Annotated in this window: 23 protein-coding genes; 8 read left to right on the plus strand and 15 right to left on the minus strand. The window is 55.5% G+C overall.

Features of this window, described 5'->3' with window-relative positions:
• Nucleotides 1–15 precede the first annotated feature (15 nt).
• Nucleotides 16–1,335, plus strand: a complete 1,320-nt coding sequence (locus tag C0557_RS26125) for a fimbrial protein (protein ID WP_208662447.1) — start codon at nucleotides 16–18, stop codon at nucleotides 1,333–1,335.
• The gene (locus tag C0557_RS26130; RefSeq protein ID WP_208662450.1) at nucleotides 1,332–2,072 is read left to right on the plus strand and encodes a molecular chaperone; all 741 of its coding nucleotides are present in this window, start codon (nucleotides 1,332–1,334) and stop codon (nucleotides 2,070–2,072) included. Before C0557_RS26125 ends, C0557_RS26130 begins: the two co-directional genes overlap by 4 nt.
• A gap of 31 nt (nucleotides 2,073–2,103) precedes the next feature.
• On the opposite strand, the gene rhaM is transcribed toward C0557_RS26130, so the two are convergent.
• The 9 genes from rhaM to rhaB form a co-directional block, all read right to left on the minus strand.
• A complete protein-coding gene (rhaM, locus tag C0557_RS26135; RefSeq protein WP_208662452.1) occupies nucleotides 2,104–2,418 on the minus strand; it encodes an L-rhamnose mutarotase in 315 nt (104 codons plus the stop codon).
• Nucleotides 2,415–3,563 (minus strand): lactaldehyde reductase, encoded by a 1,149-nt coding sequence (gene fucO, locus C0557_RS26140; protein ID WP_208662454.1) that lies wholly within the window; start codon nucleotides 3,561–3,563, stop codon nucleotides 2,415–2,417. Before fucO ends, rhaM begins: the two co-directional genes overlap by 4 nt.
• A gap of 165 nt (nucleotides 3,564–3,728) precedes the next feature.
• Entirely contained in the window at nucleotides 3,729–4,733 is a 1,005-nt protein-coding gene (locus C0557_RS26145; RefSeq protein ID WP_208662456.1) for an ABC transporter permease, read from the minus strand.
• Nucleotides 4,730–5,734 (minus strand): ABC transporter permease, encoded by a 1,005-nt coding sequence (locus C0557_RS26150; RefSeq protein WP_208662464.1) that lies wholly within the window; start codon nucleotides 5,732–5,734, stop codon nucleotides 4,730–4,732. Before C0557_RS26150 ends, C0557_RS26145 begins: the two co-directional genes overlap by 4 nt.
• Nucleotides 5,734–7,236 carry a sugar ABC transporter ATP-binding protein gene (locus C0557_RS26155; RefSeq protein WP_208662466.1) on the minus strand — a complete coding sequence of 501 codons (1,503 nt, stop codon included), beginning with the start codon at nucleotides 7,234–7,236 and terminating at the stop codon, nucleotides 5,734–5,736. Before C0557_RS26155 ends, C0557_RS26150 begins: the two co-directional genes overlap by 1 nt.
• A 100-nt stretch (nucleotides 7,237–7,336) precedes the next feature.
• A complete protein-coding gene (gene rhaS / locus C0557_RS26160) occupies nucleotides 7,337–8,323 on the minus strand; it encodes a rhamnose ABC transporter substrate-binding protein (RefSeq protein WP_208662468.1) in 987 nt (328 codons plus the stop codon).
• 124 nt (nucleotides 8,324–8,447) lie between these two features.
• Complete coding sequence (gene rhaD / locus C0557_RS26165; RefSeq protein ID WP_208662470.1) at nucleotides 8,448–9,278, minus strand: rhamnulose-1-phosphate aldolase; 831 nt, start codon at nucleotides 9,276–9,278, stop codon at nucleotides 8,448–8,450.
• 112 nt (nucleotides 9,279–9,390) lie between these two features.
• The gene (locus tag C0557_RS26170; RefSeq protein WP_208662472.1) at nucleotides 9,391–10,650 is read right to left on the minus strand and encodes an L-rhamnose isomerase; all 1,260 of its coding nucleotides are present in this window, start codon (nucleotides 10,648–10,650) and stop codon (nucleotides 9,391–9,393) included.
• Nucleotides 10,647–12,116 (minus strand): rhamnulokinase, encoded by a 1,470-nt coding sequence (gene rhaB / locus C0557_RS26175; protein WP_208662481.1) that lies wholly within the window; start codon nucleotides 12,114–12,116, stop codon nucleotides 10,647–10,649. Before rhaB ends, C0557_RS26170 begins: the two co-directional genes overlap by 4 nt.
• Nucleotides 12,117–12,415: 299 nt before the next feature.
• On the opposite strand from rhaB, the gene rhaS (C0557_RS26180) reads away from it, so the two are divergent.
• Nucleotides 12,416–13,252, plus strand: a complete 837-nt coding sequence (gene rhaS, locus C0557_RS26180) for an HTH-type transcriptional activator RhaS (RefSeq protein ID WP_208662483.1) — start codon at nucleotides 12,416–12,418, stop codon at nucleotides 13,250–13,252.
• Between the two features lie 73 nt (nucleotides 13,253–13,325).
• Nucleotides 13,326–14,174, plus strand: a complete 849-nt coding sequence (rhaR, locus tag C0557_RS26185; RefSeq protein ID WP_208662486.1) for an HTH-type transcriptional activator RhaR — start codon at nucleotides 13,326–13,328, stop codon at nucleotides 14,172–14,174.
• Here the strand turns inward: rhaR and rhaT are convergent, their stop codons facing one another.
• Entirely contained in the window at nucleotides 14,175–15,209 is a 1,035-nt protein-coding gene (rhaT, locus tag C0557_RS26190; protein ID WP_208662488.1) for an L-rhamnose/proton symporter RhaT, read from the minus strand. It abuts the gene before it with no gap.
• 289 nt (nucleotides 15,210–15,498) lie between these two features.
• On the opposite strand from rhaT, the gene sodA reads away from it, so the two are divergent.
• Nucleotides 15,499–16,119: a superoxide dismutase [Mn] gene (gene sodA / locus C0557_RS26195; RefSeq protein WP_208662490.1), complete on the plus strand. Its 621-nt coding sequence runs from the start codon at nucleotides 15,499–15,501 to the stop codon at nucleotides 16,117–16,119.
• 257 nt (nucleotides 16,120–16,376) lie between these two features.
• Complete coding sequence (gene kdgT / locus C0557_RS26200; protein ID WP_208662492.1) at nucleotides 16,377–17,360, plus strand: 2-keto-3-deoxygluconate transporter; 984 nt, start codon at nucleotides 16,377–16,379, stop codon at nucleotides 17,358–17,360.
• A gap of 160 nt (nucleotides 17,361–17,520) precedes the next feature.
• Here kdgT and C0557_RS26205 read toward each other — a convergent pair whose 3' ends face one another.
• Nucleotides 17,521–18,411, minus strand: coding sequence for a dihydrodipicolinate synthase family protein (locus tag C0557_RS26205; protein WP_208662494.1), 891 nt, complete (start codon nucleotides 18,409–18,411; stop codon nucleotides 17,521–17,523).
• A gap of 160 nt (nucleotides 18,412–18,571) precedes the next feature.
• On the opposite strand from C0557_RS26205, the gene yiiM reads away from it, so the two are divergent.
• On the plus strand, nucleotides 18,572–19,246 hold the full coding sequence (yiiM, locus tag C0557_RS26210; protein WP_208662496.1) for a 6-hydroxyaminopurine reductase: 675 nt from the start codon (nucleotides 18,572–18,574) through the stop codon (nucleotides 19,244–19,246).
• Nucleotides 19,247–19,279: 33 nt separating this feature from the next.
• Here yiiM and cpxA read toward each other — a convergent pair whose 3' ends face one another.
• A complete protein-coding gene (cpxA, locus tag C0557_RS26215) occupies nucleotides 19,280–20,653 on the minus strand; it encodes an envelope stress sensor histidine kinase CpxA (RefSeq protein ID WP_007369293.1) in 1,374 nt (457 codons plus the stop codon).
• Nucleotides 20,650–21,348 (minus strand): envelope stress response regulator transcription factor CpxR, encoded by a 699-nt coding sequence (gene cpxR / locus C0557_RS26220; RefSeq protein WP_074780174.1) that lies wholly within the window; start codon nucleotides 21,346–21,348, stop codon nucleotides 20,650–20,652. Before cpxR ends, cpxA begins: the two co-directional genes overlap by 4 nt.
• A gap of 151 nt (nucleotides 21,349–21,499) precedes the next feature.
• Here cpxR and cpxP point away from each other — a divergent pair, with 151 nt between their 5' ends.
• Complete coding sequence (gene cpxP / locus C0557_RS26225; protein ID WP_074780171.1) at nucleotides 21,500–21,994, plus strand: cell-envelope stress modulator CpxP; 495 nt, start codon at nucleotides 21,500–21,502, stop codon at nucleotides 21,992–21,994.
• Between the two features lie 185 nt (nucleotides 21,995–22,179).
• Here the strand turns inward: cpxP and C0557_RS26230 are convergent, their stop codons facing one another.
• Complete coding sequence (locus C0557_RS26230; protein ID WP_208662499.1) at nucleotides 22,180–23,160, minus strand: tyrosine-type recombinase/integrase; 981 nt, start codon at nucleotides 23,158–23,160, stop codon at nucleotides 22,180–22,182.
• Nucleotides 23,161–23,229: 69 nt separating this feature from the next.
• A complete protein-coding gene (locus C0557_RS26235; protein ID WP_035942304.1) occupies nucleotides 23,230–23,523 on the minus strand; it encodes a helix-turn-helix domain-containing protein in 294 nt (97 codons plus the stop codon).
• Nucleotides 23,524–23,544 lie beyond the last annotated feature (21 nt).

The raw sequence follows: 23,544 nt of genomic DNA on the forward strand, positions 1-23,544 counted from the left end.
TTGACGGAGCTGTTTATGATCTTTATGCGCATTATTTTACTGAACATTCTTTTGCTCGCGAGTTTGTCCGCGAGCGCAGTGTGTAAAAAAGGGCCGGATTTCGTCCGTACCGAACTGGATTATTGGGGTGTTGGCCTGTCGCTGGGCACCGTTAACGTCACCAGTCTGTCGATCCAACCCGTTGGCTCACCGCTTGGTTCAAGCATCGTATCATTTGCGAATAACCCGCGTTATAAAGGCCCGGACAGCGTTTTATGGGTCTGTGATATTGCGGATAAAAATAACATCTTCGAGATCATTGCCACCAATGGTGACGATCGTAACGGTGGTTTTTTTGATTTGGGCGCAGCCGATGGCTACCCTGGCTACTATGGCACGCTGTTTAGCCATGTGGGGTTACGTCTGACGCATGTGAATTCGGGCACTGTGTTTGCCCGTAACTTTCAGCGTATCCCGATGAAAAATTACGCGGTTTCGGCTGACGGCAAGCAGATTTATATCCGGGTCAAAGACTTCAGCCCCATTCGCGCCGAGCTGATTCGCGTGAGTTCCACCTCGCCCAGAGGGGTATCGCCAACGGACTGGTGTGGACGTTCAACCCAGCTCACATCTGGTGTGTATAGCTGCAACCAGCCGAATGGTTATGTCTCTTTCTGCTCGCCTGGCAGCACGGATGCCTACTGCGATGTGGGTGATTCCGCCTACGACTGGAATGGCTGGTTGATGGATAACTGGATGGCGGTGAATATGGGTACCGCTACCGTTCCGGGCGCAATACTGGTATCAACGCCAACCTGTGTGGCTAAAAGCGCCACGCCTGTGGTGCTATTCCCGACGATTTCTGTTGCTGATTTAAATAATGGGAAAAAGGCGCAGGCCAATTTTAGCGTCAACATTCTCTGCGAAGGCGCAATGCAAAGTGGTACTGCTGCGGGTATGACGGCGCTGGCTTTTCAGACCACCCACTATGGTTACACGATCGCAGAGTTGCTGGGCCTGGTGAATCCATTGGGGGGAGTGAGTCACTTGCTGTCCGATCGCTATGGCTATCCAGGCATTGCCATGGGTGTTGGTATCCAGATAGCGAATGCCAGCGATGGCGTACCACGCAATCTGCTCGGCTGGTACTGGTGTTCGCTAAGCGCCTGCCGCTTTGGCAATACCAGCGGCTGGTACTCTGTGCGAGATGGGGCAACGCAAATCTCTAATGGCGGCTCATCGGGACTGAGTGAATATATTGTCCATTTCCATGCGTCCCTGACGCGCCTTCCGGGTCAGACGGTCACACCGGGCAAAGTGGATGCCAGTGCTTATGTGGTGGTGAAAGTCCAATGAGAAAGCATGTTAAAACGATGGCGTTAGCGGCGCTGTTGGCGGTTGCATTTTCTTCTCACGCCGGACTCATCGCATCCTCAACGCGGGTGATTTTTAAAGAGGGGCAGACGCAACAGAGCCTGATGCTGGTAAACACCAATAGCTGGCCCGTAATGGCGCAAAGCTGGGTGGATAACGGCAACACGAACGTGACGATGCCCGATCGCATTAAAACGCCGTTTGTTGCGGTTCCGGCGCTGTTCAAATTAGAACCGCAGGCGATGCAGGGGCTGCGGCTGATCTATAACCAGCAGGAATTGCCCCAGGATCGCGAATCCGTCTTCTGGCTGAACCTGTATGAGATCCCGCCCAAATCCTCGACGATTTCGCCGCAGGCGCAGAGCGTGGTGCTGACCATGAATACGCAGATGAAAATCTTCTGGCGGCCGAAAAAAATTGGCGATCCTGAGAACATTGCGGAAAAAATCAGCTTTCATCAGGAAAAAAACGGCAAAGATATTGAGATCGTGTGCCATAACGCTTCGCCGTGGCATGTCTCATTTGCCGGCATTTCGCTACTCGCTGGCGGCGAAACTTATGCCGCCGGGCAGCAGCCGGACATGATGGTCTCGCCCTTCAGCGAAAAGCATTATTTCGTTGAAGCGGCAAACCTGGCGAGAAATTTACCGCTGCGCGTAAAAGCTGGACTGATAGACGATCTCGGCCAGGTGACGGCCAGGGAGTTCCCGCTTCAGTGATCCCCTCCCGTAACAGAGAGGGGAACAGGGCTCAGGCCAGGTAAAACACTTCTTTCAACTCCGCGCTGACCGGGCTGTTATCCGCGTTGGCGGGCATCACGTCGCGCATATATTTCCACCAGCGCTGGCAAACGTCGGTGCTGGCGACCGCATTCCAGCGCTCTTCAGACTCAATTTCCACGGTGGCGAACAGCAGATGGCGCGCTTTATCGAGATAAATCGCGTAATGGTGCGCGCCTCCTTCTTTCAGCGCCGCTTCCAGCTCCGGCCAGATCGGGTTATGGCGACGTTCATACTCTTCATGGGCCTCAGGATTAACCTGCATCACAAAGGCTTTACGGATCATAACGCCTCCAGATACAGCTCGCGGACTTCATCGCGGCTGGCGGTACGCGGGTTGCACGGGGCGCATGGATCGGCCAGCGCTTTATCCAGCCAGCCTTCGATATCCGCTTTGGTCACGCCCAGTTTGCTAAAACCGGAAGGAATGCCCACGCGCACACTGAGGCGGCGAATCGCGTTGATTGCCTCCATGCTGGCGGCTTCATCGCTCATCCCTTTGGTATCAACGCCCATCGCCTGTGCAACGCGGGCAAAACGGGAAACGGCGTTCGGGCGGTTAAAGTTTTCGATAATCGGCAGCAGAATGGCGTTGCACACGCCGTGCGGCAGGTTGTGGGTCGCTCCCGGTTGATGCGCCAGCGCATGTACCAGGCCAAGACCGGCGCTGTTAAAGGCCATCCCGGCAAGATACTGGCCGTAAGCCATCTGCTCACGCGCTTCGAGGTTATGCCCGTCATCCACCGCTTTCGGCAGCCACAGGTTGATCAGGCGAATCGCTTCCAGCGCGTTGGCGTCGGTTAACGGATGCGCGCCGACAGAAACATAGGCTTCTACCGCATGCGTCAGCGCATCCATTCCGGTGGCGGCGGTTACCGAAGCCGGAATTTCCAGCATTACGCTGGCGTCGTCCACGGCGATGTCGGGGATAATATTAGGGTCGATAATCACCTCTTTGACTTGTCGCGCCGAGTCGATAATCACCGCGTTACTGGTCATTTCCGCTGCGGTACCGGCCGTGGTATTGATCGCCACCAGCGGTACGCCGGGGTTTTTCACTTTGCCCACGCCCGAGTAAGCGGTGGATGGCCCCGGGTTGGCGGTAAGGATTTTCACCGCTTTGGCGGTGTCGATCGGGCTGCCGCCGCCGAAGGCAATGATGTAATCACAGGCGGCGTTTTGGTATGCGGCATACCCTTTTTGCACCAGTTCTTCCGTTGGGTTCGGGAACACGCCATCAAACAGGTGATACGCCATGTTGTGCGCTTTCAACGCAGTAAACAGGCTGTCCAGCAGACCCAGTTTTACCAGTTGTCCATCGGTGACAATCAGCGCTTTACCCCACTGTTTGTTCGCCACCAGGTTGACCATATCGCCGATTGCGCCTGCGCCATGCAGGCTGATTTTGGGTAGGGCTAACATAAAGCTCATCGTGACTCTCCTTAATTTGCTGTGATTTTTCCGGCGGCAATACTCCATGTCGCCGGGGGAATTCTTTTTGCCCGGTGGCGCTACGCTTACCGGGCCTGCAATTATCTGCGGGGCGGTTTTGTAGGCCGGATAAGGCGTAGCCGCCATCCGGCAATCAACGCCCGTTTACATACGCCTGCGCTGCATCACGCGGCGGGTAATGATCGGCAGCGAAATCACCACAATCAGCATCGCGCCGACGATAATCGACATCACAATGCCCGGTACATTGAGCAGGCTCAGACCGAAGGTCACCAGCCCCATCAGGAAGGCGGCGATGATGACGCCGACCATGCTGCCGGAGCCGCCGAGAATATTGACGCCGCCCAGCACGGCCATCGTCACCACTGAAAGCTCCCAGCCGAGCGCCAGCGTCGGGCGCGTGCTGCCAAGGCGTGATGTCAGCAGTACCGATGCCAGCCCCGCCATCAGACCCACCAGCGCGAAGAGGATCAGGTTGTGACGCTTTACGTTGATGCCGGAATACCACGCGCCGGTCGGGTTGTTGCCTATCGCATAGGTGCGGCGGCCAAAGTTGGTTTTGTGCAGCAGGAACGCAAACACAACGGCCAGCACGATAAACAGGGCAAACTCAAACGACAGCGCGCCCCAGACATAGCCCTGGCCAAACCACGCGAAGCTCTCCGGCCATCGGTTCAGCGCCTGATCGCCAAGCAGGATGTAGGTAATGCCGCGATAGAGACTCATGGTGCCGATGGTGATCACAATCGATGACAGGTTGAAACGGGTGACGAGAATGCCGTTGAACAATCCGCACAGCAGACCGACGCCAAGGCCCACCGCGACCAGCAGCGGCGTCTCCATTCCTGCCTGCGCGCAAAACCCCATTACCGTGGAGCTCAGCGCCATGTTGGCGGCGACGGATAAATCGATCTCGCGCGCGATGATCAGCATTGCCATCGGCAGGACAATGATCGCTTTTTCGGTAAAGTTGAACGTCGCGTCAGAGAGGTTCCAGATATTGAGGAAGTAGGGCGACGCGATGGCATTCGCCACAAATACCGCCAGGGTCACGGCCAGCAAAAAACCTTCCCAGCACAGCAGGCGCTGGAGGAAAGGTGAGGTGGCTGGTGCGTTTTTCACGGCATCGGAAGTCAATATTTTGCTCATGATTTCACCGCCTGTTTTTGTCGTGCCAGCGCCGCATCACGCAGGATCAAGCGGCCTTTGCGCTTGTTGGCGCGTTCATTCAGCAGAACCGCAATGACAATCACCGCGCCGGAGATGGCCATCTGCCAGAAGGGAGAAATACCGATGACCGGCAACGCGTTATTGATCACCCCGAGGAATAATGCGCCAAACAGACAGCCAAGCACGCGCCCGGTGCCGCCCATGGTGCTGATGCCGCCAATCACACAGGCTGCCACCGTCTGCAACTCAAAACCGTTAGCCACATCGACATACGCCACCGCAAAGCGCGAGATCCACAAATAGCCGCAAAAGCCCGCCAGCGCGCCGGAGAGGCAGAAGCTGACAAACTGCATCTTGCCGGCGTTGATCCCGGTGTAATACGCGGCCGTCGCGTTGCCGCCTGCGGTATAGAGCGCCCGCCCGGTACGGCTGTAACGCAGGAAATACCCCACCAGCAGTAGCGCGGCGACAGCGCACCAGCTCAGCACCGGTAAACCCAGCACCGACGCGCGCGGCAGGCCGAGAAAATCCGCGCCCATCTGGTTGGAATTCACCCAGCCGCCGCCGGAAAGTAAGAAGATAAGGCCGCGGTAGATGCTCATGGTGCCGAGCGTCACCACAATGGCCGGAATACCCAGTTTCCACACCAGCAGGCCATTGATCATGCCCATCAGCAGACCGAGCAGCGTGGCCAGCAGCAGCAACGACCAGACCGGAACCTCCGGATGATGGAAGTTGATCAGCGCGACAATCATGCCGGTCAGCGCGAGGTTTGCCGCCATCGACAGATCGATGCCTTTGGTCAGCAGCACCATCATTTGCCCGAGCGCGAGGATGATCAGAATGGCGGTATCGTTGAACATCTCCACCAGATTGCCGGGGCCGATAAACGACGGCACACGGCTGCCGATACTCAGCACCAGCAGCACAATCACGCCGCCGAGCAGCGCTTCGCGGTGTTTAAGCAGTTGTTGCCACATTATGCTGCCTCCTTCCCGGCGCCGCTGGCGGCGCTGACAATGGTTTCTGCCGTGGCGTCGCCGGCGTTGTACTGCGCCACCATCAGCCCTTCATGCATCACAATCACCCGATCGGCCATGCCCATCACTTCCGGCAACTCGGAGGAGACCATAATCACTGCCAACCCGTGCGCCACCAGTTCCGACATAAACTGGTGCACCGCCGCTTTTGAGCCGATATCGATTCCTTTCGTCGGTTCGTCGAGGATGATCACGTCCGGATGGGTGGCGAGCCATTTACCGATCACCACTTTTTGCTGATTGCCGCCGGAGAGCGTTTCTACCGCCTGTCTCCAGCTAAAGGCTTTCACCTGCAAACGGCGCGCGTACTCATCGGCCAGCGCCCACTCTTTCGCCTCATTCAGCACGCCGTTGCGGTTCAGCTTGCTTAGCTGCGGCAGGCTGATGTTCTGCGCAATCGACAGCTCGATAATCGCCCCCTGCTTTTGCCGCTCTTCCGGCACGCAGACAATACCGGCCTGAATGGCATCCGCTGGCTGGCGGAACTGCACGGATTTGCCGTTGAGGATGATCTCGCCGGACGAGGGGCGTGAAACGCCGGAAAGCGCCTGCATCAGCTCGGTACGCCCGGCACCGACCAGGCCGTAAAAGCCGAGGATCTCGCCTTTACGCAGGGAAAAGTTGATATGGGCAAACTCGGTGGGATGACACAGATCGCGCACTTCCAGCACCGTTTCGCCTGGTTCGCAGGCCACTTTCGGCCAACTCTGGCTCAGCGTGCGGCCAACCATCATCGCCACCATGCGCTCTTCGGTGATCGCCTTTATCGCGCCGGAATCAACATAAACGCCGTCGCGCAAAATGGTGTAGTGATCGGCCAGTTCAAAGATTTCATCGAACTTGTGCGAGATAAACAGGATCGCTTTGCCTTCCTGTTTCAGGCGCTCGACGATTTGGTAAAACTCCAGGATCTCATGCTGCGAAAGCGCGGCCGTGGGTTCGTCCAGAATCACCACCTGCGCGTCAAAAGAGAGCGCGCGGGCAATCGCCACCATATGGCGCTGGGCAATGCTCAGGGTTTTCAGCGTGGCGCGCGGATCGATTTGCACTTCCAGCCGGGCGAGAATATCCCGCGCCTGCTGGTGCATGGCGGGCCAGTCGAGTTTTTTCAGTAGCCCTTTATAAAGATACTGGCCGACAAAAATGTTCTCGGTCACCGACAGTTCATCAAACAGAACTGTCTCCTGATGGATAGCGGTGATCCCCACTTTGTGGGCGGATTCCGGCGTCGGCAGCGCAATAGGGATCGCTTTATAGAGGATTTCACCTTCGTCCGGTTGATAAATGCCGGTCATCACTTTGACCAGCGTTGATTTCCCTGCGCCGTTTTCACCGATCAACGCGGTGACTTTGCCGGGCCAGAGATCAAGCTGCACATTCTCAAGAGCACGCACACCGGGGAAAACCTTGGTGATGCCGTTGAGTTGAAGGAGTGGTGTCATGATAGTTCTCCATTACAGGGGAATTTGTAGGGCGGGTAAGCGGCTGCGCCACCCGCCGTCTTGCCGGATGGCGCTACGCTTATCCGGCCTACAAATCTCATCAGAAGATTTTTGAGAACTTATCAATATTGCTGGCATCGTAGACAAACGGCTCCGCCATCGCGCCGTTGCCGTCAGCATCGAGCTTCACTTTGCCCAGTTTGCCCATGCTGGCTTCCTCTTTGGTCGCCGTGCCTTTCACTAAATCATCCGCCAGATAGGTGGCGGCATAACCGAGATCGATCGGGTTCCAGATGGCGAAACTTTTGCTGGCGCCGGATTTAATCGCGCCTGCCATTTCAGACGGCAGGCCCAGACCGGTGACATACACTTTGCCAATCTTGCCCTGGTCTTTTACCGCCTGCGCGGCGGCGACAATGCCGACTGACGACGGCGATACGATCACTTTCAGATCGGGGTACGACTTCAGCAAACCGACCGCTTCGCGGTAACTTTTATCCGATAAGTCATCGCCGTAGGCGACGGTCACCAGATTGACGGACGGGTATTTCGGCAGCACTTTTTTCATCTCCGCAATCCAGATGTTCTGGTTGGTGGAGGTCGGTGTGGCGCTGAGAATGGCAACGTCGCCTTTATCCACATTCAGCGCTTTCAGCGCATCGGCGGCGAGTTTGACGTTGGTTTCGCCGATCAGGGCGTTATTGGAAGGATTCAGGTGGATCTGGCGGCCCGCTTTTGCCACGCCGGAATCCCATGAAACCACTTTGATACCGCGCTGCATCGCTTTTTTCAGCACCGGCACCACGGCGTCCGGATCGTTGGCTGAAATGGCGATCGCATCCACCCCCTGGGCGATCAAGCCATTCAGCACTTCGATCTGCGCTTCGGCCGTGGTGGTGGTCGGGCCGGTGTAGATCACTTTGACATCGCCTAACTCTTTGGCCGCCTCCTGCGCGCCGGTATTTGCTGCTTCAAAAAAGCCATTGCCTAAAGATTTCGCCACGAGGGCGATTTTTACTTCAGCGACAGCGGAACCGGACAACGCCATGAGGGCCACGGTGAGGATCAAGCTAGCTTTTGTTTTCATTGCTTTTACTCCACGAGTTAGATTCCCGTCGTCTTTCGCATTGCAGCGCACCGCGAAATCTTCAGGGAAGAGTTGTTTTGCAGGTGACAGAGTTCGCCCCGTCTTTGTGCGGGGCGCGATGTTGTTATTTGTACAAATCCAGCGCCGATTGCAGCGGGGTGACGCCAAAGCGTTTGCCCAGCGCAATCAGTTCTTGCTGACTAATGGTTTGCTTCATTCCGCCCATGGAATAGATTTTCACCAGCACCTCCGCCGACTTCTCGGCGGTGTCAATCAGGCCAAAGGTTTCGTCGAGCGTCGGGCCGCTGCCGAAAACGCCGTGGAACGGCCACAGCACCAGCGAATGTTTCTGCATTTCTTCGGCGGTCGCCTGGCCGATTTCATCGGTGCCGGGCACCATCCACGGCAGAATGCCGACGCCATCCGGGAACACCACCAGACATTCGGTGCTGCCTTCCCACAGTTTGCGGGTCATCAGATCGGAGGTGTTTTCCAGCACATACGTGAGCGCTATCAGGTTGGTGGCGTGGCAGTGCATGATCACGCGATCTTTTCCGCCGGTGACCTGCATGCGCTGGCAGTGTGACAGGAAGTGAGCGGGCAGTTCCGATGTCGGTACCGCTTCAGACGTCAGCCCCCACAGAATGTGGTAGCCCGCGCCATCGCTGTCCACTTTCACCACGCCTAAGTTCGCCGCCGGATCGAGCTGCACGTTGCGGAAGAATTTGCCGGAGCCGGTGACAATAAACGGCGTGTTCGCCAGCAGCGGCATCGGCTGGCTGAGCGCGATATAGCGCGGTTTCTGGTGGAAATCGGCTTCATACTGCGCGATATCCGCATCATCCAGGCGCAGCGTCAGGTTGCCGCCGTTACGTTCGTCCCAGCCTTTCAGCCAGGCATCGGAGGTGGCTTTGATCATCCCCTGGACGAACCAGGAATTAATAATGGTCTGCATGTATGGAGTTCCTGTTGGTTCTGTTGCCGGATGGCGCTGCGCTTATCCGGCCTACGTGAATCGGTTTCTCTGTGTAGGCCGGATAAGGCGCAAGCCGCCATCCGGCACATCGTTACTGGCGCTGGCGTGATACCGCTTGCTCATATGCCCGTACGCTGTCCAGCCACTGACTGCTGGCTGGCGTGTCATGGCGCTGGCAATACATCTCCCATACGGCCTGCCACGGCAGGGATTTTTGCTCTTCCAGCAGCGCCAGGCGGGCGGTGTAGTCGCCATCGGCTTCCAGTTTGCGCAGCGTTTCAACCGGCTCCAGCAGCGCGCGCAGCAGGGCTTTTTTCATATTGCGGGTACCGATGACCCACGCGGCGATGCGGTTGATCGAGGCGTCGAAGAAGTCGAGACCGATGTGCACGCGGTCAAACAGTTTGTGGCGCACGATCTCGCTGGCGATGGCCTGAGTTTCGTCATCCAGCAGCACTACGTGATCGCTGTCCCAGCGCACCGGGCGGCTGACGTGCAGCAGCAGGCGCGGCACATAAAGCATGGCGGCGGAGATTTTGTCGGAGATTACCTCTGTCGGGTGGAAGTGACCTGCATCGAGGCACAGCGCGGTCTGGCGGCTGGTGGCATAGCCCATGTAAAACTCGTTGGAGCCAACGGTGTAGCTCTCTGCGCCAATACCGAACAGCTTGCTTTCGACGGCGTCGATATGGTGCGCCGGGTTGAGTTTTTCGCTGAGCGCTTCGTCCAGCGCATTAAGCAGGCGCTGGCGCGGCGCCAGGCGGTCAACGGTGACATCTTTCATGCCGTCCGGGATCCAGATATTCATTACCGACGGTGTGCCGAGTTGTTCGCCGAAATATGCCGACACGCGGCGGCTGGCTTTGACGTGGTCAATCCAGAACTGGCGGATTTCATCGTTAGCGTGGGAGAGCGTAAAACCGTCGGCGCTCAGCGGGTGCGAGAAGCAGGAAGGATTAAAATCCAGCCCCAGTTTGTTCGCTTTCGCCCACTGCACCCAATTTGTGAAGTGTTCCGGTTTGATCTCATCGCGGCCGACCGGACCGTCGGCTTCGAGATAAATGGCGTGCAGGTTGAGGCGTTTCGGGCCGGGGATCAGGCTCAGCGCCTGCTCCAGATCGGCGCGCAGTTCGCTGGCATTGCGTGCTTTGCCCGGGTAGTTGCCGGTGGCCTGAATGCCGCCTGTCAGGCTGCCTTGCGGGTTTTCAAAACCGGCGACGTCATCGCCCTGCCAGCAGTGCATGGAAACCGGCAGGCGATCGAGCTGGCGCAGCGCCTCCTCGACATCAATCCCCACAGCGGCGAAGCGCTGTTTGGCAATTTCCCAGGCGTGTTCAAGTTGAGTGGTCATGCGCAAAGCTCCTTTGTCTGTCGTTTTTGCTGAAAGCGCGCGACGTAACGGGCGATTTCATGGTCAGGATTAGGGGTAAACGTGATCAGGTTGTGGTTGCTCGCCACCACCTGACGGAAATCATCAACGTTGCTCAGTTCATCCAGCGTCATCAGCTGAATGCCGATGTTGCCGAGCGTGGAGGCTTCCACCGGACCGGCCACCACCGGCAGCCCGCAGGCGTCGGCGCAGAGCTGATTCAGTAACTGGTTCTGGCAACCGCCACCGACGATATGCAGGCGGCTGAAGGGTTTGCCGCGCAGAAAGGCCAGTTCGGCAAGGATGTCGGCATAGAGCAGGGCGAGGCTGTCGAAGATGCAGCGCGCCAGTTCGGCAGCGTTCTGCGGTACGGGCTGGCCCGCTTCCCGACAGGCGGCCTGAAGTTCGGCACTCATGTTCTGCGGGTTGATAAAACGATCGTCGTTCGGGTTGATAACAAAGCGGCAGGCCGCAAGCTGTTCGGTGGCGGCAATCAGCGCGGGCAGATCGCTTACCTGTTGTTCTCTCAGCACCCGTTGCAGTAGCCACAACCCCATAATGTTTTTCAGCACACGGTAGCGGCCTTCCGCGCCGCCTTCGTTGGTGATATTCGCCGCCAGCGCGTCATCGCTGGTGTAAGGAGTTTTGCTCTCAAAACCCATTAATGACCAGGTGCCGGAGGACAAATAGGCTGCGTCTTTATCCGCCAGCGGCGAGGCGATCACCGCGCTGGCGGTATCGTGGCTGGCGACGGCGACCACCGGAATTGCATTGCCCTGCGGGCAGATCCAGTGACCAATCACATTGCCGGGATGTGTCGCGGTGCCAAACCAGCCAGCCGGAACGCCCGCCCACGCCAGCAGCGTATCGTCCCAGTTATCGGTATTGATATTGACCAGTTGCGTGGTGGTGGCGTTGGTGTATTCCCAGTTCAGTTGGCCGGTCAGACGGTAGCTAAAGTAATCGGGGATCAGCAGCGCATGCGCGACCTGGTCAATCAGTTCCGGCTGTTGTTCCGCCAGCGCGCGTAACTGATACAGCGTGTTGAAGGGTAAAAACTGGATGCCGCTGCGGCGATAGATATCGGCTTTGCCGGGATTCTGCATCGCACGCTGCATTACGCCATCGGTGCGATCGTCGCGGTAGGCAATCGGCAGACCGACGCGCTGGCCTTCGCGGTTAATCAGAATGTAATCGACGCCCCAGGTATCGATGCCGATGCTGTCGGGTTGAATGCCTTCTTCGCAGACCTTCAGCAGGCCGAGGCGAATTTCGCTTTCCAGGCCGTCGATATCCCAGCAATCAAAGCCGTCCACTTTTTGCAGACAGTTACTAAAACGGTGGATTTCGCGAAGCGAAAGGATGCGCTGCTGGCTGTCATAACGCGCCAGCATGACACGTCCGCTTGAGGCGCCTAAATCAACTGCGACACAGTGGCGAAAAGTCATGATTGGGTCCTTCTTAGAGTCATTGCAGACAGTCTAAAAAAGAGGGATAAGGCGTACCTTCTCGCTACTGACAGCCGCCAATTGCCGCTGGCAAGAAAGCAAAGGTGAACGTGAGAAAGTTCACAGTTTCCAGTAATGGCGGGGATTTAAGCCATTGTGACCGTTGCCACATTTCCCGATCTTTCCGGTCGTTTCTTGAAAAAACGGCAGGCTATGCGCGAAAAGCTGTCGAAAATTTAAGGTGAGGTTGATAACCCTTAATTACTATTTTGAGAAGGTTTCTCATTAGTGGGGCAATCATGACCGTACTTCATAGCGTGGATTTTTTCCCGGCAGGTCAATCACCTGTTGCCATTGAACCCCGGCTTCCCCAGGCGGCTTTCCCTGAACATCATCATGATTTTCATGAAATTGTGATCGTTGAACACGGCACCGGGATCCACGTTTTTAATGGTCAGCCTTTCACTATCAGCGGCGGCACCGTCTGTTTTGTCCGTGACCATGATCGGCACTTATATGAGCATACCGATAACCTGTGCCTGACCAATGTGTTGTACCGTTCGCCGGAGGCTTTCCAGTTCCTTGCCGGTTTGCACCAGTTACTGCCGCAGGAGCAGGATGGCCACTACCCGTCGCACTGGCGGGTGAGCCAGCAGACGCTGGCGAAGGTGCGCGAGATCATCGGGCAGATGGAAAAACTGGATCCAGAAATGGATACCCACGGTATTGCGAACCGCGAGATCCTGTTTATGCAACTGCTGGTGATGCTGCGTAAAGGGAGCCAGCAGGAGGGCGCCGTCAGCAGCGATGCCCGCCTTAATCAACTGATGTTGTGGCTGGAAGATCACTTTGCCGAGGATGTTTGTTGGGAAATGCTGGCCGACCAGTTCACGCTCTCTTTGCGCACGCTGCATCGCCAGTTGAAGCATTCAACGGGCCTGACGCCGCAGCGCTATCTCAACCGGTTAAGGCTGACCAAAGCGCGGCATATGTTGCGCCACAGCGATGAGAGCGTCACCGATATCGCTTTCCGTTGCGGATTTGGCGACAGCAATCACTTCTCCACCCTGTTTCGCCGGGAATTCAACTGGTCGCCCCGCGATATCCGCCAGGGGCGCGATACGCAGCTTCAGTAACGCGAAGGCTGTCACCGATTTGTCGCCGAAGATCCGCTAATAATTTCAGGTTGTTCAAGGCAGAGGTGAGTGTGTGGCAGGCCAACTGATTCTTCGCAAAGCGGATTTCTTTCCCCGCGCCGGACAAGCGGTAGCGGTGGCCGATCGCTATCCGCAAAATGTCTTTGCTGAACACACTCATGAGTTTTGCGAACTGGTGATGGTGTGGCGCGGCAACGGCCTGCATGTGCTGAATGACCGCCCTTACCGCATCACGCGCGGCGACCTGTTTTATATCCGCGCCGAAGATTGCCACTCTTACGCCTCGGTCAACGATCTGGTGCTGCAAAATATCATCTACTGCCCGGATCGATTGACGCTTAACCTCGACTGGGCGGCGCATATTCCCGGCCTTAACGGTACGGCAAGAACGCCGCACTGGCGGATTGGCAGCACCGGCATGGCGCAGGCGCGGCAGGTGATTGCGCAGCTGGAGCATGAGAGCGCCAAAGCCGATCCGCTGGCGAATATGATGGCGGAAACGCTGTTTGCCCAACTGGTGATGACGCTCAAACGCCACCGTTTTGCTATCGATAACCTTGCGGCGACGCACAGTGAGACGCTGCTTGATAAGCTAATTACCGTGCTCTCCGGCAGCCTGAATCGCAGCTTTGCGCTGGAGCAGTTTTGCGAGCAGGAGCAGTGCAGCGAGCGCGCGCTGCGCCAGCAATTCCGCACCCAGACCGGGATGACCATCAACCACTACCTGCGCCAGTTGCGCATCTGCCATGCGCAGTATTTGCTTCAGCATTCCGAGCAGATGATCGGCGAAATCGCCATGCAGTGCGGGTTTGAGGACAGTAACTACTTTTCGGTGGTGTTTAGCCGGGAAGTGGGGATGACGCCAGGTCAGTGGCGTCATCGTAGCCGGGTTGCTGCCTGATTAGTTCGCCATGCCGAGGCCGACGATATTGGCGGCGACAATGATCACCACGCAACCAAGGCTCAGCACGCTCACCGGCTGACGTCCGGCGTTCTTCCACTCTTTCAGGATCAGCCCGACAATGCCGCCGCACAGCACGTAGAAGCTCATGTGCAGCATCCAACTGATGTAGTCATACTGCGCCGGAATGCGGGCATGGCCCCAGGCGTAGAAGAAGAATTGCAGATACCACATCAAACCGCCCAGCGCCGAGAGCAGAATATTGCTGATGATTAGCGGTTTTGCCAGCGAGAAGTCGGCTTTTACCGACAGGTTTTTCAGTTTTGCCAGCCGAATGAAGCAGAAACCGAGGTTAATCAGCGCGCCGCCGCCCATGATCACCACATAACTTGGCAAGGCGGTGTAGAGCGGATCGATGCCCAGCGCCGCAGCGGCTTCGTGCATCGGTTTGGCGGCGTTCATGGCAAAGGACATGCCGGCGGAGAACACGCCGCACATCACCGCCAGCGTCAGCCCTTTTTTCAGGTTGAACTCTTCGGCTTTAATGCCCATTTTGCGCTCTTTCAGCTGGCCTGCGCGGGTCACAATCCCGACGCCTATCAGCGCAACCAGCACGCCAAGCAGCGTCATGCGACCGCCATCGGTGTTGATCAGAACGTCAAAATTACCGTTGATGATTGGTGTCATTAGCGTACCGACGATCAGCGTAATGCCAATGGCAATGCCAATGCCCATCGACATGCCGAGGTAGCGCATGGTGAGGCCGTAGTTGATGTTCCCGACTCCCCACATTGCGCCGAAGAGAAAGACCGGTAGCAGGGTGGAAGCGCTGAACGAGCTGTAATAGGCCCAAAAATCAGGCAGTAACAGCGCGCTGATGGTCCAGGGAAGAATCAACCAGGAGACGATGCCGCCGATTGACCACATGGTCTCCCAGGACCAATTTTTAACTTTCTTGAACGGGGCATAGAAACAGGCTGCACTGGCCGCACCTATCAAATGCCAAAGAATACCCATCGTAATCGCGTTACTCATTTTCTCATCCTCTTTGTTTTTATCGTCGGGATACGAGCAGCCGACCTGATGAGTGTAAAAATCACTCAGGAGATTAACCTTGAGGCGTTTGCCGCGATAGACGGCGAGCTGGCAATGAGCGCGTGATGGAGGTGAGCAGCTTCACAATTTCAATAACATAACCAAAAGTTATAACCTTATTAAAACTACGGCATTGATAAACATTTTCAATATCATTTAATTAACTATAATGATCCGACTGCTTACTCGGCATTAACATATATGCCGCCAGACAATAATGGAGATGAAAATGAGCTATACACTGCCCGCTCTGCCGTACGCGTATGATGCCCTTGAGCCTCATTTCGACAAGCAGACGATGGAAATCCATCACACTAAACATCACCAGACTTACGTAAATAACGCGAATGCCGCGCTGGAAAGCCTGCCGGAGTTCGCCAGCCAGTCAGCTGAAGAACTGATCACCAAGCTGGATCAACTGCCGGCAGACAAAAAAACCGTTCTGCGTAACAACGCAGGCGGTCACGCTAACCACAGCCTGTTCTGGAAAGGCCTGAAAAAAGGCACCACCCTGCAGGGCGATCTGAAAGCGGCTATCGAGCGTGATTTCGGTTCCGTAGACAACTTCAAAGCTGAATTCGAAAAAGCGGCCGCCACTCGCTTTGGTTCCGGTTGGGCCTGGCTGGTGCTGAAAGGCGACAAACTGGCAGTAGTTTCTACCGCTAACCAGGATTCCCCGCTGATGGGTGAAGCGATCTCTGGCGCGTCCGGTTTCCCGATCGTGGGTCTGGACGTGTGGGAACACGCTTACTACCTGAAATTCCAGAACCGCCGCCCGGACTACATCAAAGAGTTCTGGAACGTAGTGAACTGGGACGAAGCTGCAGCACGTTTCGCGGCGAAAAAATAAGTTTGCTTTCCCCCTCGCGCTAGCGTGAGTCAAAACCCCGTCAGGCCTCGCCGTCGGGGTTTTTTTACGTCATTTCTAACGCGAAAAACTAAAAGGAACGTTGATCTGAAAATAATGAAATATTGTTTTGTTATGGTTGTTTGATCACTTTTCTTCCGCCAGAGCCGATCTACCCTCTCTTCATCCGCGCTGCTGTTGTCCCGCAAACATAGCGGGTCAGCGCTCAAAAAATCGGACGTTTTTTGACAGGTGAAGATATGCAAATCAAGCGTGCAATCGAAAAAATCCCTGGCGGGATGATGCTGGTTCCTTTGTTCATTGGTGCTCTCTGCCATACTTTTGCGCCCGGCGCGGGAAAGTACTTTGGTTCATTCACTAACGGCATGATTACCGGTACGGTGCCAATTCTGGCGGTGTGGTTTTTCTGTATGGGCGCTTCCATCAAACTGAGCGCTACCGGCACGGTGTTGCGTAAGTCCGGCACGCTGGTGGTGACCAAAATTGCGGTTGCCTGGGTGGTGGCTGCTGTCGCCTCACGGTTGATTCCTGAACACGGTGTGGAGGCGGGTTTTTTTGCCGGGTTATCGACGCTGGCGCTGGTGGCATCGATGGATATGACGAACGGCGGGCTGTATGCGTCAATCATGCAGCAGTACGGCACCAAAGAGGAAGCCGGTGCGTTCGTGTTGATGTCGCTGGAATCCGGCCCGCTGATGACGATGATTATCCTTGGCACAGCGGGAATTGCCTCGTTCGAGCCGCACGTGTTTGTCGGCGCGGTGCTGCCTTTCCTGGTGGGGTTCGCGCTGGGTAATCTGGATCCGGAATTGCGGGAATTTTTCAACAAAGCGGTGCAGACGCTGATCCCGTTCTTTGCTTTCGCACTGGGTAACACGATTGATTTAAGCGTGATTGCGCAGACCGGTTTGTTGGGGATTTTGCTGGGGTTGGCGGTGATTGTGATGACCGGTATTCCGCTGATTATCGCCGATAAACTGATTGGCGGCGGCGATGGTACGGCAGGGCTGGCGGCCTCCAGTTCTGCGGGCGCGGCAGTGGCAACGCCGGTGCTGATCGCCGAAATGGTGCCGGACTTTAAATCGATGGCGCCAGCCGCAACCGCGCTGGTGGCAACCTCGGTGATTGTCACGTCGATTCTGGTGCCGATTTTAACGTCCGTCTGGTCGCGCAAGGTGAAAGCAGCAGAGGCGGAAGTGGTGATGCGTAACGCGGTGAAATAACGGTTTGCCCGGTGGCGCTACGCTTACCGGGCCTACAAAACCCCCCGACCGAAGTGTAGGCGGATGGCGTTACGTTTACCGGGCCTACAAAACCCTCGACCGGAATGTAGGCCGGATAAGCGCAGCGCCATCCGGCAATGCAGTCACTTTCCCGTCATGGTCAAATCCCAAACACCCGATCGATAATTTGGCACTGCGCTTCATTCAACGTGCCGCCAAAATTGCGTGAAACCGGCGTACAGTAGCCAAACTTGCGTGAAACCACGGTTTTGATGGTGGTAACGAAGTCGTCGCCAATGGCGTAGATCGCCATAAATTTGCCAATTTCCTGCTGGATTGCGTGCAGCGTCGGCAAATCGCCCTGTCGCCACGCCTCCCGCGCCTGGACAAACAGTTCCGGCATCACATTATTCAGCCCGGAAATAACGCCCGCGCCGCCTGCCAGCAGGTTGGGGATAAAGTACTCGTCGTAGCCGCACAGCACGGCAAAATCCTCACGCACCTGCGCGGTGGCCTGAATCATATTACGGGTATGCGACTGGCAATCGACGGTATCTTTGATGCCAGCAAAATCCGGGAATTCCGCGGCCAGCGTGGCGACCAGCTCCGGCGTCAGATCGCAGCCGGTACGTGCCGGAAAGTTATAGGCGAACCATTTGCCGCTTATCGCTTTGCCCAGCGCGCGGAAGTAGCTCAACAGTTGATTTTGCGTTTGCCCGTAATAGTAAGGCGGCAGCACCATAACCGCGTCATAGCCGGTGCGGTATGCTTCATCAGCCATCCACAGAATATCGTTAAAGCAGGTCGAGGAGACGTTGGCTACCATGGTTATCGGCGACATGCCGCGCGCTTCACGAATCAACAGTAGCCGCTCTTCCAGCGAGAAGGAGGCAAACTCGCCGATACTGCCCATCAGCAACACCACATCGATTTTCGCTGCTGCCAGCCGGGCGATATGCTGGCTCAGCGCGTTAAGGTCAGGTTTCCCTTCGTTGTCCATTGGCGTGATGGAAGGGCACCAGACACCGGAGAAAGATGTTTCGCGGATCACGTTGTAACCTCCTTGATTAATGAAATTGCGTTTCAAATACTGTGTTAAGTGATAGCACGCCCGGTCGGTGCGGATCGGCATGAATGTCGCATTTTTGCAGGTTAGGTCAGCAAACAAATGTGATGTAATAGCGTGATGACGACGAGCGGGCGGAGGGAACATGCAATATCAGGTAGACGTTTTTACTGGAAAAATAAGGGATTATGACGGCAGTCGGCCAAGCGCGATTGCGAAATTGCAGGTGGAAGGCGAGCTAATTCTCACGGAGCTGGGCATCGCGGGTGACGAGCAGGCGGAAAAAAGTTACCACGGCGGCACCGATCGCGCGTTGTGCCACTATCCGCGTGAACACTATGCTCACTGGGCACAGATGTTCCCGGAGCAGGCCGCGCTGTTTTGCGCGCCAGCGTTTGGCGAGAACCTATCAACGGAAGGGCTGACCGAGCAGAACGTGTTTATTGGCGATATTTTTCGCTGGGGCGATACGCTGATTCAGGTGACGCAGCCGCGCTCGCCCTGCTTCAAACTTAACTTCCATTTCGGCATTAGCGACATTTCCGCACAGATGCAGGCCAGCGGCCGCGTCGGCTGGCTTTATCGTGTGGTTGCTGCGGGGAAAGTATCGGCAGAAGCGCCGCTTGAACTGCTCTCCAGGGTCAGTGATGTCAGCGTGTATGACGCGGCGGCGATTGCGTGGTTTCAGCCGTTTGATGATGAACAGTATCACCGTCTGCTTTCGGCTGCGGGATTGTCGGCGAGCTGGACGCGTACCATGCAGAATCGACGCACTCACGGCAAGATTGAGGATCAGTCGCGCCGACTGTGGGGAAAATAAAAAAACGCCCTCTGCGATGAGAGGGCGTTTTTATCAGGCGCGTTTGTACAGCGGTAGCCAGAGCGTTAAGCGTAACCCGCCAAGCGGGCTGTCGTCCGCCTTCACCCAGCCGCGATGCTGCTGAATAGCCGTTTCGACAATCGCCAGCCCGAGGCCCGTGCCGCCGGATTCACGATCGCGCGCTTCGTCGGTGCGGTAGAACGGACGGAAAATCTGTTCCCGATCTTCCGGACTGACGCCGGGGCCGTCATCGTCCACGTTAATGGTGATGCCGTCTTTATCCACCGCAAAACTCACTTCGATTTTGCTGTGCGAATAGCGCAGTGCGTTACGCACGATATTCTCCACCGCGCTTTCCAGCGCACTGGGGTTACCGTACAGCGGCCACGGACCTGGCGGGAAATTCACCGTGAACGATTTGCCCATCTGCTCCGCTTCGAAGGCGGCGTTATCCAGCACTTCGTTCCACATCTGATTGGCTTTCACGGTTTCACTGACCAGCGCGTTTTTCTGCTGATTGCGCGACATCACCAGCAGATCGTTGATCATGCTGTCCAGCCGCTGTGCTTCCGTTTCGATACGTTCCAGTTCTTTACTTTCACCGCTGCGACGACGCAGCAGCGCAGTACCAAGCTGTAAACGCGTCAGCGGCGTGCGCAACTCATGGGAGATATCGGACAGCAGGCGCTGCTGGGCGGTCATCATGCGTTCCAGCGCGGTCACCATCTGGTTAAAACTGGCTCCGGCGGCAAGGAATTCCTGCGGCCCGGCTTCCAGCTCCGGGTGCTGTCGCAGGTTGCCCTGGGCGACTTCATCCGCCGCGTTTTTCAGTTTACGCGCGGGTTTCGCCAGGCTCCACGCCAGCCACAGCAGCAACGGCGAACTGATAAGCATGGTGACGATCAGCAGCAGTAACGGGCGGTCAAACAGCAAATTGATAAAGTCAGATTGTGAGTTGCTGGCAGGGCGGATGAGATAGAGCTGATAGTTGTCTTCTCCGTCGCGAACGGAGAAAGGCCCAACCATCTCAACCCGGCCATACTTTTTCTTCTGCGGATGGTCTGAGTTATCCGCCTGGCCTATAAAGTTGCGGATAATCTGCATTTCGTTGCGTTCGGCGCCAATGACGCGCCCTTCGCTGGTGACCAGTAGCAGGCGTTGACCCGGCGGCGCCCATTTGTCGATAGCGCGAAACAACCTGCGCCACCACATCAGGTCGTTCGGCGGGTCATTTGCCAGTTCTGCTTCAACATGCTGTTCAATCATCACGCCCTGACGCTGTTCGCTGTCCAGAAGCTCCGTCATTTGACGGGAATCCAGCTTCGGCACCATCAGCACCAACATTAGCACCAGCGCCAGCGTTAACCAGAAAATGGCAAAGATGCGGGCGGTCAAACTTCCTATCATGAAGCGGAGACCATCAAATAACCGCGACCACGCAGGGTTTTAAACCACGGATGTCCATCTTTGCGATCCGGCAATTTGCGGCGCAGGTTGGAGATGTGCATGTCGATGGCGCGATCGAACGGCGTCAGGCGTTTACCCAGCACTTCCTGGCTCAGATGTTCACGTGAAACCACCTGGCCTAAATGCTGAGCCAGCAGATAGAGCAGGGTAAATTCAGTGCCTGTAAGTTCCAGTGAGTGCCCATCAAAACTGGCCTCCTGGCGACCCGGATTGAGGCTCAGCGCATCCACTTCCAGCGTGGGTGAACCGTTGTCGCTGCTTTGCTGTTGCTCGCTCCAGTGGGAACGGCGCAGGATCGCACGAATACGCGCGACCAGTTCACGATCGTTAAAGGGTTTCGGCAGATAGTCATCCGCGCCCAGCTCAAGGCCAAGGACGCGATCGAGCTCGCTGCCGCGCGCAGTTAACATAATTACCGGTGTCTGGTGTGTCTGGCGTAGCTCTTTAAGTGTGTCGATACCGTTTTTCTTCGGCATCATGACATCGAGTAAAAGCAAGTCGATGCTGTCGTCGAGGAGGTCGAGTGCCTGCTCTCCGTCATGGGCAACGAGCACGTTAAAACCTTCCATGTCGAGTAGCTCCTTTAACAAGGATGTAAGCTCTCGGTCATCATCTACTAAAAGGATTTTATTCATTGTTTAACTACCTCCGAGGCAGAAATTACGTCATCAAGAGTCGCTAATCCATGACTTTACGTTGTTTTACACCCCCTGACGCATGTTTGCAGCCTGAATCGTAGACTCATTATCGTTGAATCGAGAGATGAAAAGGTTACTGGAGCAAATGATGCGCATCGTTACCGCTGCCGTCATGGCCTCAACGCTGGCGTTAAGCACTGTTAGTCGTGCTGCTGACGTTGAAACAGGCGATAACTGGCACCCGACTGAGGGATTTGCGCAGCGCAGTGTTCAGAGCCATATGTTTGACGGTATTAATTTAACGGAACACCAGCGTCAACAGATGCGGGATCTCATGCGACAGGCGCGGCACGATCAGCCTCCTGTTAATGTTAGCGAAATGGAGACAATGCATCGCCTTGTCATCGCAGAAAAATTTGATGAAAACGCTGTGCGCGCTCAGGCAGAAAAAATGGCGCAGGAACAGGTAGCTCGTCAGGTTGAAATGGCCAGAGTGCGCAACCAGATGTACAACCTGCTCACGCCGGAGCAGCAAGCGGTTTTGAACCAGAAGCATCAACAACGGATGAACCAGTTACGCAGCGTAGCGCAAATGCAGCAAAGTTCACCGATGACCGAGTTAAGTAGCAGTAGTACCAGGTAACAACCCCTGTTTTTCCTTGCCATAGACACCATCCCTGTCTTCCCCCACATGATGTGGGGGTTTTTTTTATCAATTACTTACACATCATTCTAAATAAAACAGCAACTTAGAAAAAGCTGTAACGGTATGGAACGGTTTCAAAACCCTCTGAGTGTGGACACAATGTGGACACTCAGAGAGATGATTTATACCGTCACTCCTCCGTTAAGAGGATTCAATGCGACAGCATTTTGCAGGTAGTCAGGAGCAAGGTGCGCATAGGCCATTGTCTGCTGAATGCTTGCATGCCCGAGAATCTGTTGCAGGGCAATAATATTTCCCCCGTTCATCATGAAATGGCTTGCGAAAGTGTGGCGCAGAATATGTGTTGCCTGATTGGGTGGAATGTCAGGTTTCACGTTGCGTAAGACCCCGCAAAATTTTTCATAATCAACTTTGAACAGCTTCCCGCTGGCTTCCTCTTTCACTTTCTTTTCAAGCTGTGCTGAGATCGGCACGGTTCGCTTTTTGCCGTTTTTAGTTTTTAAAAAGGTGACCCTGCAACTGGCTATCTGCGCCGGTTTTAGAGTGGCGACCTCTGTCCATCTTCCGCCAGTGCTAAGGCAGAGGAGGGCAACGAGCAAAGCATCTCCGGTCAATACTCCTAACAGCCTTTCAATTTCTGACTTGTCCAGAAACGTCATTTCCGGGTTAGCTTCTGCCAGTGGCGGCAAACCATGAATAGGGTGTTGCCCGGCAAATTCCTCTAACTGGATCAGCTTAGTAAACATGCCCGATAGCCGGTACATGTCACGATTTATCGTTGCTGCGCTAATACCTTCCCGTAAACGCAATGAGCGGTAATCCATTAGGCATTTCTTGCTTAACCTGCTGACTGGCAGATCTCCCAGCCCATCGATAGTTTTGAGCAAATGCCCTCGCTCTTTTTTTCCGTGTTCGTGGTTCTGCCCGTGGTATTGCCACCATGCCTCTAACAGCTCGGTTAGAGTACGTCTGTCAGTCCGTTGGGCTGCCCATTCCTTTTGGGAAGCGTTCGCAAGCGTGTAGCGCTCAAATGCGATAGCTTCTGCTTTTCTTTCAAACTTCCGGCGAATGCGACGTCCTTCGCGCCCGCGCGGCCTAATGTCCACTTCATAGCGACCATCATCGAGCTTCTTAATTGCCATAAGAAAGCCCTCCGGCGCAATTTTCACTGTCCTGAAAACAGATAGTGAAAATGTAATGTTTATAAATAGTTAGCCAGTCTGTTTCTCTGAGGGGTTCGAGGTTGCTGACTCTTGCCCATTGTGTGCGATAGCCGGTGCTATTTGACCAGCTTGCGGGGCAGTTTTGTCAGTCATTAACCATAAAGTGTATTTCTGAAACTGAGGTGTGTTTGTTACTTGTAGCAGCACCTGCAAGCCTGGTGTTTTGTATTCCCCCTCGTAGTTCTTCAATGTGCTGAGCGCTATTCCGCTAATTTCACAGAATTTTTTCTGAGTTAAACCTTCAGCCTTTCTTATGGCTTTTAGTTTTTGTCCCATAGTCATTGACATGGTTTCCCTTTGGAG

Origin of the sequence: Kosakonia sp. MUSA4 (assembly GCF_013085925.1) — a bacterium.
Classification (GTDB): domain Bacteria; phylum Pseudomonadota; class Gammaproteobacteria; order Enterobacterales; family Enterobacteriaceae; genus Kosakonia; species Kosakonia sacchari_B.